This is a genomic window from Streptomyces sulphureus DSM 40104, assembly GCF_000381025.1.
In the GTDB taxonomy this organism is placed as follows: Bacteria; Actinomycetota; Actinomycetes; order Streptomycetales; family Streptomycetaceae; genus Streptomyces; species Streptomyces sulphureus.
The window spans coordinates 517,557-531,909 of record NZ_KB905816.1 but is presented as its reverse complement, the minus strand read 5'-3'; the positions used below and the strand labels follow the sequence as shown (position 1 = coordinate 531,909).

16 protein-coding genes are annotated in these 14,353 nt (G+C 68.3%); 11 read left to right on the top strand and 5 right to left on the bottom strand.

The genetic code is table 11. The annotated features are described in order from the left end of the window. Positions 1-151 precede the first annotated feature (151 nt). Positions 152-709: a DUF6624 domain-containing protein gene (locus F603_RS32185; RefSeq protein ID WP_158678643.1), complete on the bottom strand. Its 558-nt coding sequence runs from the start codon at positions 707-709 to the stop codon at positions 152-154. An 838-nt stretch (positions 710-1,547) separates the two neighbouring features. Here F603_RS32185 and F603_RS0114295 point away from each other — a divergent pair. The 4 genes from F603_RS0114295 (at position 1,548) to F603_RS0114280 (ending at position 4,769) form a co-directional block, all read left to right on the top strand. Then, on the top strand, positions 1,548-2,417 hold the full coding sequence (locus F603_RS0114295) for a helix-turn-helix domain-containing protein (RefSeq protein WP_245600774.1): 870 nt from the start codon (positions 1,548-1,550) through the stop codon (positions 2,415-2,417). Beyond that, positions 2,414-2,617, top strand: coding sequence for a DUF397 domain-containing protein (locus F603_RS0114290; protein ID WP_019546692.1), 204 nt, complete (start codon positions 2,414-2,416; stop codon positions 2,615-2,617). The genes F603_RS0114295 and F603_RS0114290 overlap by 4 nt, the downstream gene beginning before the upstream one ends. A gap of 71 nt (positions 2,618-2,688) precedes the next feature. Next, a complete protein-coding gene (locus F603_RS34665; protein WP_019546691.1) occupies positions 2,689-4,047 on the top strand; it encodes a helix-turn-helix domain-containing protein in 1,359 nt (452 codons plus the stop codon). Between the two features lie 11 nt (positions 4,048-4,058). Beyond that, on the top strand, positions 4,059-4,769 hold the full coding sequence (locus tag F603_RS0114280; protein WP_245600773.1) for a 2'-5' RNA ligase family protein: 711 nt from the start codon (positions 4,059-4,061) through the stop codon (positions 4,767-4,769). Positions 4,770-4,791: 22 nt separating this feature from the next. Here F603_RS0114280 and F603_RS0114275 read toward each other — a convergent pair whose 3' ends face one another. The 4 genes from F603_RS0114275 to F603_RS0114265 all read right to left on the bottom strand — a co-directional run bounded on the left by F603_RS0114275 (position 4,792) and on the right by F603_RS0114265 (position 7,857). Then, a complete protein-coding gene (locus F603_RS0114275; RefSeq protein ID WP_019546689.1) occupies positions 4,792-5,412 on the bottom strand; it encodes a hypothetical protein in 621 nt (206 codons plus the stop codon). Then, positions 5,409-6,617 carry an MAB_1171c family putative transporter gene (locus F603_RS35100; RefSeq protein WP_342665923.1) on the bottom strand — a complete coding sequence of 403 codons (1,209 nt, stop codon included), beginning with the start codon at positions 6,615-6,617 and terminating at the stop codon, positions 5,409-5,411. Before F603_RS35100 ends, F603_RS0114275 begins: the two co-directional genes overlap by 4 nt. Beyond that, positions 6,617-7,186: a hypothetical protein gene (locus F603_RS32170; RefSeq protein WP_019546688.1), complete on the bottom strand. Its 570-nt coding sequence runs from the start codon at positions 7,184-7,186 to the stop codon at positions 6,617-6,619. Before F603_RS32170 ends, F603_RS35100 begins: the two co-directional genes overlap by 1 nt. Before the next feature lie 224 nt (positions 7,187-7,410). Then, the gene (locus F603_RS0114265) at positions 7,411-7,857 is read right to left on the bottom strand and encodes a helix-turn-helix domain-containing protein (protein ID WP_019546687.1); all 447 of its coding nucleotides are present in this window, start codon (positions 7,855-7,857) and stop codon (positions 7,411-7,413) included. A 467-nt stretch (positions 7,858-8,324) separates the two neighbouring features. On the opposite strand from F603_RS0114265, the gene F603_RS0114260 reads away from it, so the two are divergent. The 7 genes from F603_RS0114260 to F603_RS0114230 all read left to right on the top strand — a co-directional run bounded on the left by F603_RS0114260 (position 8,325) and on the right by F603_RS0114230 (position 14,332). Continuing rightward, positions 8,325-9,257, top strand: a complete 933-nt coding sequence (locus tag F603_RS0114260) for a hypothetical protein (RefSeq protein ID WP_026328412.1) — start codon at positions 8,325-8,327, stop codon at positions 9,255-9,257. After that, the gene (locus F603_RS0114255) at positions 9,257-9,964 is read left to right on the top strand and encodes an ATP-binding protein (protein WP_019546684.1); all 708 of its coding nucleotides are present in this window, start codon (positions 9,257-9,259) and stop codon (positions 9,962-9,964) included. Before F603_RS0114260 ends, F603_RS0114255 begins: the two co-directional genes overlap by 1 nt. Before the next feature lie 93 nt (positions 9,965-10,057). Further along, on the top strand, positions 10,058-10,606 hold the full coding sequence (locus F603_RS0114250) for a WhiB family transcriptional regulator (RefSeq protein ID WP_019546683.1): 549 nt from the start codon (positions 10,058-10,060) through the stop codon (positions 10,604-10,606). Continuing rightward, positions 10,603-11,613: a DUF2637 domain-containing protein gene (locus tag F603_RS0114245; protein ID WP_019546682.1), complete on the top strand. Its 1,011-nt coding sequence runs from the start codon at positions 10,603-10,605 to the stop codon at positions 11,611-11,613. Before F603_RS0114250 ends, F603_RS0114245 begins: the two co-directional genes overlap by 4 nt. Positions 11,614-11,748: 135 nt before the next feature. Continuing rightward, positions 11,749-11,973 carry a hypothetical protein gene (locus tag F603_RS0114240; RefSeq protein WP_019546681.1) on the top strand — a complete coding sequence of 75 codons (225 nt, stop codon included), beginning with the start codon at positions 11,749-11,751 and terminating at the stop codon, positions 11,971-11,973. 77 nt (positions 11,974-12,050) lie between these two features. Beyond that, a complete protein-coding gene (gene mobC, locus F603_RS35585) occupies positions 12,051-12,596 on the top strand; it encodes a plasmid mobilization relaxosome protein MobC (RefSeq protein ID WP_245600772.1) in 546 nt (181 codons plus the stop codon). A gap of 5 nt (positions 12,597-12,601) precedes the next feature. Beyond that, positions 12,602-14,332 carry a relaxase/mobilization nuclease domain-containing protein gene (locus F603_RS0114230; protein ID WP_019546679.1) on the top strand — a complete coding sequence of 577 codons (1,731 nt, stop codon included), beginning with the start codon at positions 12,602-12,604 and terminating at the stop codon, positions 14,330-14,332. The last annotated feature ends 21 nt before the right edge of the window (positions 14,333-14,353 follow it).

Sequence of the window (14,353 nt, the reverse complement as noted above, 5' to 3'; positions counted from 1 at the left end):
CCTTCGAGAGGGATGAGGCACAGCAGGAGCAGGACGACCGCACCGAACCCCAAGCAGCCAGCCGTGCCACCCGTTTGGGATGGTCGCCTCTGTCGGCGGTCGGTGCGTCGCCAGTACGAGACCGACAGCACCACCAGGTAGGCGAGAGCCGTCAGCATGTGCCCACCGCCCGAGCCCGCCGGGCACGCGTCTTCAGGCCCGATGTGGCGCGCTCATACGGAGGGAGTCCCACCGTTTTTCGTCGCGCATCGAGCTCCTCGGCATCTGCGACGGGATGCGGAACCAACCTGTTCCCGGTGAGGATGTGTTGGGTGCCGTACGACTGCGGTGTGCCCCGCTGTACGCACACCCTGTCGTACAAGTGGGCCCACCAGGACCACTCGGCGTCTCCCCGCCGTGCTGCCTCTTTGAGGCGATGCAGGAACCGCTCCTGAGCACGTGGGAAACGGTCGGCACGGAGCGCCAACAGCCAGGCCGCCCGCGCTCCTTCAATCCCGACGAGTCGGACGCCCGGCCATCCGTGCTCGTCGATGATGCGCGACAGCACCTGAATCGCGGACTGCTCCGCCTTTCGGATCTCGGTGAGCTTGGATTCCGTCGCGTCGACGAGCTGCTGGCTCGGGAGCTGCCAGATATGATCAGCCCGCTCGGCAGCTGCGAGAAGAACGGACGGCAGGTCCGGAGAAGCCTGCATGCGTCTGGTCATCATTCCTCCAACGCAAGGGATTTGCTGTCCGTGGGGGCTCGCCTGGTCGCCCCAGTGATGCGACACGCGAGCGGCGTCAGCACGAGAACCCGGTGGGTGCTGACCGTCCATTCCGCTGCACCGGTTTGCGCCGTGTAGGAATACGGGGTGCCCCGGCGAAGGGCTTCGACAGCGGAGTCGCGTTCTGCATGACGACCGAGCCAGGCCCACATGGCGCAGAAGTCGGTCCAGCCAAGCTGAGGTCCGAGGCCACGGACCAAGTCGCGCACCCACCCGACGGCGTAAGCCGGGGAGTTGACGAGCTGGTCCCCCGCCTCCTGGGCGGTGCAGGAGGTCCCACCGGAGATGTTCACGTGACACCAGTAGGCGGGGACCAGTACCGGGGCGTCGCCAGGAAGCGGCCGCTTTCGACGAGTTGAGTCGGCAACTGCGTTGCCCGCGTTTCTCCCCGACCGAGAGCAGCCCGTCACGCCAGCTCCGTCAGGTACCCGCAGACCACGACGCCCAGACCGAAGCTGACGAGGGCGATGAAGAGTGCGCCGGCGCCCCTGCTCAGGAACGTGCACACGGCTCGAACAGCACGCCTGGACCTACTACGCGGACCGGCGTGAAGACGGCTCGACATGGCGGGCACCTCGCTTCTCAACGTCGACGGATCGGAGCGATCACAGATCGGCTCGGCTTCGTTACGCTGAGGAGTATTGGCCGACCGGACGGCACCGTGTAACGCTCATGAGGGAAGTGTCCGCATGGACGGCTCATGCTCCCGGTACCGGAGCCGCGCCCGCCGCCCGCCGTGTAACTTTCTGCCCGCCAAGCCGTGGCTCCGAGAGGGGGGACCGTGCCGGAGGGACCGACAACTCGCCGTCGCCAATTGGGCTTTCGTCTGCACGCGCTGCGGGAGGGCTCGGGCCTCACCGCAGAGGAGGCAGGGCGCAGAGCCGGCGTCTCGAAGGCCACCGTCAGCCGCTACGAACGGGCGAAGGGCACAGTTCGCTGGAGCCACGTCGACCAGCTCTGTCGTGTCTACGGACTGCCGGACGCCGAGCGAGAAGCGCTCGTCGAGTTAGCGAAACACTCGACGGAGACCGACGGTTGGTGGGTGTCGCAGGCCGACAACCTGCCCTCTTGCATGGCGATGCTGCTCGCCCTGGAACACGAGTCCACGCACATTGAGCAGTTCTCACCCGTGGTGTTGCCCGGGCTCCTACAGACCCGCGAGTACGCCAAAGCAATCAAACAGAGCGGGCCGCACCTTCTCTCGGAAGGAGATACCGAGCGCCTGCTCGACGTGCGGATGCACAGGCAACAACTCCTATGCGGGCCCATACCCGAATACCGGGTCGTGCTGGACGAATCCGTACTCCGCCGCGTCGTCGCGAACCCCGGGACGACGACGGCGCAGCTCGCCCACCTCCAACAGCAGTCGCAGAAACCCCACGTCACCATCCAAGTACTCCCCTTCGCGGCCGGCGTCTCCACCGCCGCTATGAACGGCTTCCTGCTGGTCGGCGGTGCTCAGCCCGAGCTTGACGTGGTCTACGTGGAGAACCTCGCGGGCTCGCTCTATCTCGAAGGCCCAGGACCCCGACGGGCGTTCTCGGCCGCTTTCGAGCAGCTGTGCCACGAGGCATTGGCACCGGCGGATTCGGCTGCACTGATCGAAAGCGTGGCCGCGGCACACCTGGAACACGAGAGGACGACATCGTGAAGAACCTGGCCTGGTTCAAGAGCAGCTACAGCGGAGCCCCCAACGACGACTGCGTCGAGGCCGCCCTCCTCCTCAACGGCCATGTCGCGGTGCGCGATTCGAAGCAAGCCGACCTGGCTCAATGCCGGTTCGGGAACGCGGCCTGGCGCCGCTTCCTCGCGGCCTGCCTGGCGCACGATCCGTCGTCGACTCCAGGCTGACCGAAGACGAACCGCGATGCGGACAGCCGCTCCGCAGCGCCCTTGTCCGCATCACCACCGCCGGGGGAAGCATGCCGCAAGCTCCGAAACAACTCGACGACACCGCCTCGTGGGAGGCCTGGTTCGGCGTCGAGTTGCGCAACTGGCGCCGCTCCCGCGGATTCTCCACCGAACGCCTAGGCATCTCCGTGCACGTCAGCAAGACAACCGTCGAGCGCATCGAGAAGGCCGAACGCTCCTGCAACTCACGTCTTGCCAACGCGTTCGACGACGCCCTGGACGCCGGTGGTGCCCTTCGCCGGCTGTGGCGACGAGTGGAACAGTATCTCGACGCGTCCCTCGATGCGGACAGGTCGCTCACCCCCATCGCCGCTGAAGGCCGGTCGGCCCTCCTGACACCAGTCGATTCCGGTACACCGGCCAGCGGTCTCGTGATGGGATTCGACGATCCGCTCCAAGTCGTCGCCGAGGCCAAGTCGGTCACGGGCTCCAACGCCGAACCGTCGTTGCTCGCTCACGCAGACGCTTCGCTCCGGGGCATCGTCGCTCGGTACGAAGCACTCGGTCCGCGACCGCTCGTTCACGAGGCCCGCCTGCTCCGCAGCATGCTGCACGTGATCCTGGCCGGTACCCAACCCCCTTCCGTCCGGGCCCGGTTGCTCTCGTCCGCCGCGCGAACCGCCGGCCTGCTCGGCTACATGGCGGTGAACGCCGGAGCTCCGCTAGCCGTCACCGATGCCTACTGCACCGAGGCCGACACGCTCGCTCGGCAGGCTGACGACATCGAAACTGTCATGTGGACCCTGGGCACCCGCTCATTCGGCCTCTACTACGCTGGCAGATACCGGCAAGCCGCCGCCGTGGCCCGCAGCGGCGTCGAACTCGCGCCCTGCCATCCCCAGGCCATCCGGTTGCTCGCCAACGGAGAAGCACGAGCCCTCGCGCGTGCGGGGGACCGGAGAGGAGCCGAGCGCGCGCTCGGCGGAGCACTGGACCTCTCGGACAGCCTCCGTGAGCTACCGAAAGGCATGACGGCGTGCATCGACTTCCTTCCGTACTCGCCCGCACGCACCCTTGCGAACGCAGTTACCGTGCACCTGTCCCTCGGCGACGCCGACCGGGTGCTCAAGCACGCAGGGGAGATCAACACCCTCGTCGAGGGCTCGGATTCCGCCTGGAGCCGCACTCTCGTCCGCCTCGACATTGCGACCGCGCTCCTGCAGCGGCCCCGTCCCGAGCTCGACCGTGCGATGACGCTCGGAGCGGAAGCGCTTCATTGTAGCTCCGACCGCCCGATCACCTCGGTGCGCAAACGTGCATCCGAGCTCTTGGAGACCGCGGCTCCGTGGCGTGATCAACCGAGAGTGGTGGAGTACCGTCGTTTCCTGCACAGTTGGCTCCACCAGCACCGTCCGATCCCCGGTACGTGAAGCAGGAGCCCGTGCACATCCCACTCGCCTATGATCCCCGCGCCTTCCCACCTGCACCACCTCCGCATCTCGACGACGCAGAGACCATCGTGGAGCACGATTGGAAGACGTTCGCGAGTTTGAGCAGCCTGGACGACCATTGGGCACGTCCGGGGTGGCACGACGGGCGTCGTGCGTACTACTGGATGCTGCACATCACGGACCCGGCCGTGGTCGACCTCGCGCGTGGTTGCCAGCGTCTCCTCGCGCACCTGGGCATGGACCCGGTGCCCGAAGAAGGTCTGCACGTCACCCTCTGTCGAGTGGGCGACGCGGCAGAGGTGTCCAAAAACAAGATCGACCGGCTGGCCGAGGTCACTCGACAGCGTCTCTCGGTGCGGCAGTTCGGACTTCGTGCGCACCCCCTTGCCGGCTCCCGAGGGGCCGTCCGTCTGACGCTGACCCCCTGGCGTGACCTCGTCGCTGTCCAACAGCAACTTGCGGGACTCGGAACCGAGCTGGGGCTCCCGGGAGGCAGACCGGTGTCCTGCTTCCGTCCGCACCTGAGCATCGCTTACAACAACGTGGCCCGCCCGGCTGAGGATGTCGTCGAAGCGGTTTCCGAGCTTCGGGCCCAAGCAGCGGCCGATGTGCGAGTCAGCGCCGTCTCCTTGGTTGAGCTCCGCCGGGAGCAACCCGTCTACCGGTGGAATTCGGTCGTGTCCCTCGGCCTCACGGGATGACCCCGCTACGTCCCCTGCGCGGCTATCGCAGCAGCACGAAGGCTGCAGCGGAGATCAAGCCCAGAGCCGTCCCGAAGACGAGTTGGGCGAGCGTATGCGCCTTGAGTACGCGTCGCGACCAGCCGACCAGCGGTAGCAGTAGGACGAACGGAAGGGCGGGCAGGCCATAGACGAGGAGGAGGATCAACACGGTGCCGCCGGCGACGGCGTTGTGGGCGGAGATCTGCCACCAGACGGTCACCAGCAGCACCGAGGCGAGTCCGACGAGCATCGCGATGACGAGGGCCGAGACGTCGCTCGGTGCGTCGAAGGCGTAGAGCAGTGCGATGCCGACGAGGACGGACAGGATGCTTGCGCTGAGAGGCACGATGCGCTGCTTGCGGACTCGAACGTGTTTGTCGGTCAACCGCCCTCGCCTCACCCCGAGTTGGATGATGGCGATCGGGACGACTCCGCAGAAGAGGGCGGCGAGGGCTCCCCAGCCGACGCCCGCGAAGCTATGGGTGCTGTGCCAGCCCACGACCAGCAATAGCGCGATGACGAGGTTGCCGGGTGCGAGCACATCGGTGACGAGCTTCGCTGCCTTCGCCTTCGGACCGGCCTGGGCGTAGCTGGGCGGCGTGGGTGGGGTGAACGAGCTCATGATCGGGGCTCCAGTGAGGGCGGGGGCGTGTGCGGGCGGGACGCGTCGACGAAAGTGCGGGCGACGGGGGAGTAGAAGGCGTCGGAGAGTTGGATGAGGGCTTGGACCTCGCTCCGCAGATCCCGACCACCCGAGGGAGGTGGATGAGGGTGCGGTGCGGGGGAGCCCCCGTATAGCCGTGCGTGATGGGCAGCTGCGAGACGGCAGGCTTCCAACTCGACTGCTGCTCGGGCTCCTTGGTGACCGTGCTGCTCGACATGGCGACGAGCTGCCGCCGACACGGTCGGACTCGCGTAGTCACTCAGCGCGAGTTGGGCGTCGCGAATCTCCATGGTGCGCCGGTAGAGCCGCTCACCGACCCTTCGGGCGTCCCATCGCTCAGTAAGGGGTGAGCGCACCTCACCGAAGCGAACGGTCGGCACGGCAGACGTGAGGTCGTGCCACAGGGGGCGTAGCCGAACGAGTGCGCGGCGCTGACGTATCCGAGAGCGGACCTTGCCCAGTGCGGGCAGAGCGCTGCCGACGACGACCAGCACGAGTGCAGTGAACATGAGGTAGCTCGACAGGTAGTCGTCGAGTTTCCCGGGGAAGATCCTCGCTCCCTCGAACCGAGAGATCAGAGCGGCGATGCGTACGACGGAGTACAGGACCCCTGCCGACAGACCAACGCCGATCAGTCGAAGTCCCCATCCCAAGCCGCCGTTTCCCGAGTCACGTCCCCAACGCCAGCAGACGCGTACGCCGGAAACGAGGGATGATCCCAGAAACCCCAGGAAGATCACGGTGTACAGCAGCAGTGCCGTCCGAGCTCCGGGCTCGTCGTATATCGCCAAGGTCTCATACGGTTGGAGTTTCGCGAAGAAGAAAGCGGACATCGCCGTGGCCGTAGCCAACGGAACCCCGTAGCGCCATAGTTGAGCCCGCCAGTTCTCGTTCTTTCGGCCAGAAACGTCCTGAAGGAACGTCAACACAGCAGCGGAACCGAGCACTCCGCCGAAAAGATGCTTCAACAGGTAAGAAAGATCGATGACTCCAGTCGCCTCATCGAGCGCATGGCCGACGGGCAGGCGGAGCGTCATCATGACGGACAGACCAAAAAACGCCCACCAAAGGGCACGTCTGTGCCCCTTTCTCCAGTCCTTTGTGGCGCGCCACAATGTGGTCGCCCACAACAGGACCGCAACTACTACTTCGACGGCACCCATCAGTTCGGGTCACCGCGAAGTACGTTATCGATACGGTCGAGTTCGGCATCGCGTGTCCCGGGCGGTAGTTTGAGCAGCGCCTCGTTTGCGATTCTCGAAGCAAGCGCTTCGGCCTCTCGCTCCTGCGGCGTGGTGAAGCTGGCCCGTCCCAGCACCGATCGGACCGTGCTGGGATCGATGTCGCTGAACAAGCCGTCCAGCGGGACTCCGGGGGCGTCACCAGTGCCGTTGCCGTGTCCGAGGAGCATGTGGCTGATCTCGTGCAGCACGATGTGGTTGCGGTGCAGGTGCGAAGTCGACGCTTCGTAGAAGATGCAGTCCACTTTCTCCAACTGAACCCACAGTCCGCAGAGTTCGTCGTCGGAACCATTCACCCCTTCGACTGCCTCTACGAAGAGCGGGCGACCGCGATGGTTCGAGACGGCGCGGCAGAACTTCTCGATATCGAAGGGCGCAGGGATCTCGATCCCGGACAGCGGGTCATTGGAGTCCTGGCCGTGCTGTGGGAGGTGCTGCGGCCGGAGCCGTCGACGAAAGCGCAACGATGCTCCCGGGTCGTGCTTGTCCACGGGAATGGATGCCCACATCCCGCTTCGGTACAGGTGCCCGGGCATCCTAGGACGTATTTTCGGCGGGCGAATCCGCCGTGTGATTCTTCTATCGCACGCCCTGCACGTGGCGTCGCTGGCAGGTCGCGTTGCGCGGCTACTGAATCAGACATCTCGCATCCGCCGGGGCGAACGGAACGACGTCGGAGTGAGGTATCTATATCAAGCCGTGATCTGAAAGCGAGTTAGTTGGAGTCATCGTTCTCTTCCCACTTGTTGAGCCCTTCGAGGTCGCGTGCGCGCTCGATGAAGCCCTGGATCGTTTCCAAGGTCTCCGGGGACAGCCCGTTCGCTCGCATCGCGACGGTGCGGACCTGGCTGTCGCGCATGCTGGTGAGCATGGAGAGCTCGGCGTCGATCCTGGCGGCTGCCTCGTCGTCGAAGAAGTACGCCGGTGAGATGCCGAAGAACGCGGCAAGTGCCTCCAGGTGCCGCATGGTCGGGTTGTCCCTCTTGCCGGTGCGGAGTTGCCAGATGTAGCTCGACGACATCGGCGGGCCGCCCTGCTTCTGGATGCCGGCCTCGACCTCCTTGTAGGAGTACGGTCCGCGGTCCTTCGGGTGGATCGACGTGAAGAGGTGGTCGACCTTCTCCGCCAGGGTGCGTCTGGACTCCGGAGGGCTCTCGTTCATGCCGGGCGGTGTCTCCGTTCGTTCGGCTCCGCTATCCGCGGGGCTCTTCCAGCGACGTGCCCGAACGGTACCCCGCGCCGAGGGGTATTCATCAACTCAAGAGCAATGATGTGGGGCGAGTCATCTTCACCAGTTGACAGCGATCATCTTCATCAGACTATGGTCGTGCCATCGCCATCAACTGATGCGAACGCGATCACTGTCCCACCGTCGCTTGCCAGCGTGCGGTGCACTGGTGGGGGCGTTCGCGGAGGCGGCACCGAGGAGGTCGGTGTCCGGGGCTGCCACCCCGGACACCGGAGCGTGGCCTCGGTGGGACACGCAACTGGGGCTCATCGATCCGGCCTTGGACGGTGACGGTCGATGTCCCTACCTACGAGTGAGGGATTGTCGCATGCCCATGATCCTCAGGGAAGCGCTGCCATTGTCGCCAGCGGAGACCTCGACCACTCCGGCGGGGTGCTGAAGTGGCACGAATCCGCACCCTGAAGCCCGAGGCCTTCGCCTCGGAGTCGCTCGCCGAGGTGAGCATCAGCGCCGAGCGGACGTTCTTCGGCCTGCTGACCCAATGCGACGACCACGGTCGTTTCCGGGACCAACCCGCTGTCATCGCCGGGCTGCTGTGGTCTCTGCGCCCCGGGCACGGCCCGGTCGGTGTCGAGGACGACCTGACGCAGCTCGCCTCGGCAGGGTTGGTCTGCCGCTACGAAGTCGACGGAAAGCGTTACCTGCATGTCATCACCTTCCGGAAGCATCAGAAGATCAATCGGCCCAGCGGGATTCGGCATCCCGACTGCCCGACCCACGCCGCCGAGCGACCTCCGGAAGTCCTTCCTGAGCGCTCATCGAAGGATCACGGAGGCCTCACTGAGAGTTCAGTGAGTCTTCACGGAACAGCGCACGACGACTCCGTGAACAACGAAAATCCAGGTCAACTCGCCTTCACCGAGCCCTCAGTGAGGGCTCACGGAGGCAGCAACGAGCCTTCAGCGAGCCCTCACGGTTCGGATCTAGGACCTAGGAACGTGGATCTAGGATCTTCCCCTTCGGGGGGCGCTGCCGCGCCCGCACCGGAGACCGTCTCCGCTCAGCAGCTCATCGGCGAATACACCGCCTCCTGCGCCCACCGCCCGCCGCAGGGTGTGCTCGGGCATCTCGGCCGTGAGGTCGCCAAACTGCTGGGCGAGGGCATCGACCCCGAGTACATCCGGGTCGGACTGGCCCGGCACCAGGCCAAGGGCCTGCATCCCAGCACGCTGCCGAGCCTGGTGCACGAAGCCATGAACGCAACCGGCCCGAGCGGTGCCTTGGGGCGGCCGCCATCCGCGCCTACCGTGCGCGGTCACCGGGCCTGGGCCAACCCCGCCGACCCTTCCGCCGCCTACGCCGAGGAGCTGTGATGCGCGACCATGACGCCCAGCCCGTCGGCGGCATCGCCCGCCGACTGACCGGCATCCTCAAGTCCCGCGGCGTCGACCCGAACGCGCCGGTGACCGACGAGGCCGAGCCCAACCCCGCGCTGGAAGCAGCGCAGGCCCGCATCCCCGCCCGCTACCAGGACGCCGTCGCCGATCACCCCGCCATCGACGCCTGGGTCCGCGAAGTCGCTGCCGCCGGCCGCCGGGGCCCGGACGGTTCCCCGGGGATCGCCCAGGGACGGTCGCTTCTGATCGTCGGCACCACCGGCACCGGCAAGACCCACCAGGCCTACGGCGCCGTCCGCAGCCTGCTGTCCGCCGGGGTCCGGCTTCGGTGGAAGGCGACCATCGCCGCCGACCTCTACGCCGAACTGCGGCCCCGCCCCGGCTGCGACGGAGAGCGCGAACTGCAGGACCTGGCTCGCTGCCCGCTGCTGATCATCGACGATCTCGGCGCTGCGAAGGCGAGCGAGTGGACCGAGGAGATCACGATGCGGCTGATCGACCGCCGCTACACGCAGATGCTCCCGACCCTGGTGACCACGAACCTCGGTATGGCCGACCTGCGCGCGCACATCGGTGACCGCGTGGCTTCCCGGCTGACGGAGATGACCGACAAGGTCATCCTCGACGGTCCGGACCGTAGACGAGCCCTCGCGGCCGAGCGCCGCCGTCTCACCGCCGCCTGACCTTCTCGCGCGACCAACGGTCCGCCTCCCTTACGTCCCCACCCCGGGGTTGCGCCTGCCCGAACGCGCCCGGGGCCGATCGGAGAGACCCGCATGCACCACCACCGCAAGGCCGAGCCGCGCACGCTCGGCGACCACACCTGGCACAACTACGCCGCCTGCCTGTCCACCCCGGCCAACCCCGTGGATTCGGAGCTCTTCTTTCCCGAGCCGGACGAGTTGGACCGCATCCGCGCCGCCAAGACCCTGTGCGCGCAGTGCCCGGTCAGGCGCACCTGCCTCGACGCCGCCTTGGAGGCCGGTGACCGCGAGGGAATCCGCGGCGGCATGACCGAGGAGGAACGCGAACCGCTGCACAGCAAGCTGCCCCGCCGCCTCGACTACGCCCGCGTCAACGCCACCCTCGCCGGCCGCGACATCCACCTGACCGACGCCGAACGCCGCGCGGTCACCCGCACCGCCTACCAGAACGGCGTCCCGGCCGCCCGCCTCGCCCGCCTGCTGAAGATCACCGAAGAGCACGCGGTAAAGCGCTATCGGCAAGTCCGTCGCGAACTGCGCAACGGCTCGCTCGACAACACCAGCGACCAGCCCGAAACCACCGCCGAGAGCAACCGCGACGACTTTGGAACGGCCGCATGAAGCACACCGATTCGCTACCGGTGCGCATCACCGGCTGGGACCGCGCCGCCATCGTCACCCTCGGCGCCGCCGGATGCGCACTCTCCTACGACGCCCTGCAGCAGATGGCCGTCGCCATCCACATCCGCGGACTCCTCACCTACCTCTTCCCCTTCGTCATCGACGGCTTCATCGGCTACGGCGTCCGCGCCGTCCTGGTGATGCGCAACGCCTCCCTCGGCGCCCGCATCTATGTATGGGGCCTGTTCGGCACCGCAACCGCCGCGAGCATCTGGGCCAACGCCCTCCACGCCGTCCGCCTCAACGACCGACCGGTCGAGGGCGGTCTCCGACTCGGGGACCTCACGGTCGGCGTACTGTCCACGCTCGCCCCGCTGGCCTTGGCCGGCGCCGTCCACCTCTACATCCTCATCGCCCGCCGCGCCGCACAGCCCGGACACCCAGACATGGCCACGACGGACACCCCGGCTGTCCGCACCCAGCGGGTCACCGTCGGCCCGGCGGACACCCGGTCCGGCCAGCACGCCGCGGACAGCCCGGACAGTGTCCGACCGGTCATCGAGCGCCAGCCGTCCGCGCTGTCCGCCGGTGCCTCCGGTTGCCCGGCGGATACCCGCCCAGACACGCGGCGCGGACCGCCGGACACCGCTGCGGGGGCCGCACCGGTCACTCCGTCCGACGACGCACCGGAGCACCAGGGCCGCGACGCTGACCTGGGCGCAGAGCCGGATGCCAGACCCGGCCACCCTGACCTGCCTCCGCCTGCCCCGGCTTCTTCGACGGACAACCACGACGCGGAGACGCCTGCGCCGTCCGCCGCCGGTGAAACTGAGGACCTGCTACCGATCGCCCGCCGCGCGGTGTCCGAGGCCGGGAAGCTCACCCGCAAGATCGTCGCCGACGCCATCCGCGGACAGGGCCTGGCGCTGTCCAACGATCGGCTGACCGAGCTGATGCAGGAACTCCGCGACGAGGCGGACAACCGCACCCTCCGCTCCACGGGCTGACCGCACAACCCAGCGGCGGACACTCGCTCGGTCATACCGAACACCGGTGAGCCGGTCACCGGTAGCGGGGTGTCCGCCCCCGCCAGGTCACCCCGTTTCTCTGCAGCCCTCCCACCTTCGAGAGAGGGGACTCTCGTGCGTACGACGCCGCCCGCCAACGACGAGATCGACGCCTGGCTCGCCGTCCTGCGCGCCCACGGCCACCTGCACCGAGCCGAACCCGGGCCCGACGGGGCCTGGACCGTCTGGCGGACGCCGTCGAGCTCCCCGCACACGCTGCACCACCCCGTCCTCGCCCTCGACTACATCGCCGACGTCCTGCGCGACATCCGCATACAAGCCGGAGGCGCCGCCCGATGACGCGTCAGAACACCCCGGTCACCCCGTCCGAGGGGCACCCGTGGGACAAGCCGGCACGAGGCCGAGCAAGCTATACCTTGCGAAACTCCCTCGACGGCGCCGCCGCCGAGGGAGTTTCGCAAGGGCATGCCCCCGCCACCACAGGAGCGGGGGAGGCCCGGCACCAGGGGGCGCCGGACCAGGCTGCGACCGAGGGCGGATCGCAGCAGACGGGGGAGATGCCGCCGAGCGACGCTGTCGAGACGCGCATGCGCCCGCGCCTGCGTCAGTCCCAGCAGCGTGACCGCGTGCGCAGCGTCCGCCTGACCGCCGACGAACTCGCCGACGTCCGACGCGCCGCCGAGGCGATGGGCCTGCGGGTCGCCGGGTTCCTCGCCGACGCCGCGGTCGCCGTCGCCCGCGCCCAAGGTGGCCCGCACACCTGGTTGATGGACCAGCGCGCGCTCGTCGAAGAGCTGATGCGCGCCTCGGCCCAGCTCGCCCGTGTCGGCAACAACCTCAATCAAGTTGCCCGCGTGCTCAACAGCGGCGGTGAGGCCCCCCACGCCGACGACGTCCTGGCCCGCGTCCTGCGCGCCGCCGCGCGCGTCGAAGCCGCCGCCACCGAGATGGCGAAGCGCTGAGCGCCGTGGTGCCCGACATCTCCCTCGGCGGCCGTACCTACGGCCTGCTCGCCTACCTCTACGGCCCCGGCCGCCGCGACGAACACCTCGACCCACACCTGGTCGCCTCCTGGCGACCAGAGCTGACCCCCGACCCAGGACGCGATCCGACCACGACGCTCAAGCAGTTGCAGGAACGTCTCGATCTTCCGGTTCAGGCCGTGCCGGAGCATCGCCGTCCGAAGCGGCACGTGTGGCACTGCCCGGTACGCGCCGACCCGGGCGACCGGCACCTGTCCGACGCCGAGTGGGCCGAGGTCGCTCGTCGCGTCGTGGCCGCCACCGGCATCGCCGAAGAAGGAGACGCCCAAGCCTGCCGTTGGATCGCTGTGCGCCACGCGGACGACCACATCCACATCGTCGCCACCCTCAAACGCGAGGACGGCCGCTCGCCACGGCGGCACGACGACTACAACCGCGCCCAGTCCGAATGCCGCCAAATCGAGAAGGACTTCGGCCTGCGCCAGCTCAACCCCGGTGACCGCACTGCCGCGAAGCGGCCCACCAGCGCCGAGCGCGCCAAGGCCGAACGCGCGGGCCGCACCGCCACCGCCCGCGAAATCCTGCGCGACCACGTCCGTCAGGCCATGGCAGGCGCTGCGGACGAGGACGAGTTCTTCGACCGGCTCACGGAGGCCGGAGTACGCCTCGACCGACGGCGCGCGCCCTCCGGCGACGTCCTCGGGTACAAAGTCGCCCTCCCCGGCGACCGCAACCGCGCGGGCGAGCCGGTCTGGTTCCCTGGTTCCCGCCTCGCCCCCGACCTCTCCCTCCCCAAGATCCGCGGACGCCTCGATAGCCAGGAAGATGCCGACGGCCCGCTCGCCCAGAGCCGTCCCCGCCGGCGTGACGGACCGGCGCGAGCCCGCCGCGAGGCCACCGGCATCGTGGAGCGCACCACCACGGCCTACACCGACGGCGACGAAGCCGAGGCCGCCGCGCAGCTCTCCGGACTCGGCGAAGTCCTCGACGCCGTCGCCCAGACCTCGCCGGCCTCCACCCGGCAGCAGACGACCGACGCAGCCCGCGCCTTCGAACGCGCCACCCGCTGGCACACCCGCGCCGAACGCGCCGACGACCGCGCCGTCCGCTCCGCCGCACGCAGCATCATCCAGGCCGGCAACGCGCTGGGGCGAGGCGAGGACGGCGGCGCCACCGCTATGCTCCTGTCCACCCTGGTCCTGGCCACCCTCGCCGCCGCCCGCTGGCACGCCGCCCGTCGCCACCACCAACAAGCAGCCGCAGCCCGGCAGTCCGCCGACCACCTCCGAGCCGCCTACCGCACCGCAGCGACCTCGCCCTTGCGCGCGATGCGTGCGCAAGGCCGCCGCTTGCCCGAACGCGTACGGACCCGTCACACCGGAACGGTCGAAGCCGCTCTTCCCGGCCGCACCGGTAGCCTTCGCCGCGAGGGCGGATGGGACGCGCTGGTCGCCACCCTCGACCAGGCCAAGCGCGCCGGACACGACCCCGAAACCCTGCTCCACGAGGCCGTCAAATGGCGCGAGTTGGACACTGCCGACACCGTCACCGACGTCCTGGTCTGGCGCCTTCGCCGCCTCGGACGTCTTCCGGCGGATCCGGGACAGCACCGCGCAGATAGTCGCCCCCCGAAGCAACAGCCTCAGCCAGCACAGGTACACACCGCCACGCCGACACGGAACCCCGTATCGCCCGAGCCCCGGCGAAAGCGCTGAATGCGCGGCACAAAGGGCTGG

What these genes read in the sequence shown, in the direction of transcription:
- F603_RS0114250 (WP_019546683.1), top strand. Translation starts at nt 10,058, where the DNA reads ATGCACCACCACCGCAAGGCCGAGCCGCGCACGCTCGGCGACCACACC.
- F603_RS34665 (WP_019546691.1), top strand. Translation starts at nt 2,689, where the DNA reads ATGCCGCAAGCTCCGAAACAACTCGACGACACCGCCTCGTGGGAGGCC.
- F603_RS0114255 (WP_019546684.1), top strand. Translation starts at nt 9,257, where the DNA reads ATGCGCGACCATGACGCCCAGCCCGTCGGCGGCATCGCCCGCCGACTG.
- F603_RS0114275 (WP_019546689.1), bottom strand. Translation starts at nt 5,412, where the DNA reads ATGAGCTCGTTCACCCCACCCACGCCGCCCAGCTACGCCCAGGCCGGT.
- F603_RS0114265 (WP_019546687.1), bottom strand. Translation starts at nt 7,857, where the DNA reads ATGAACGAGAGCCCTCCGGAGTCCAGACGCACCCTGGCGGAGAAGGTC.
- F603_RS35100 (WP_342665923.1), bottom strand. Translation starts at nt 6,617, where the DNA reads ATGGGTGCCGTCGAAGTAGTAGTTGCGGTCCTGTTGTGGGCGACCACA.
- F603_RS0114245 (WP_019546682.1), top strand. Translation starts at nt 10,603, where the DNA reads ATGAAGCACACCGATTCGCTACCGGTGCGCATCACCGGCTGGGACCGC.
- F603_RS32185 (WP_158678643.1), bottom strand. Translation starts at nt 709, where the DNA reads ATGATGACCAGACGCATGCAGGCTTCTCCGGACCTGCCGTCCGTTCTT.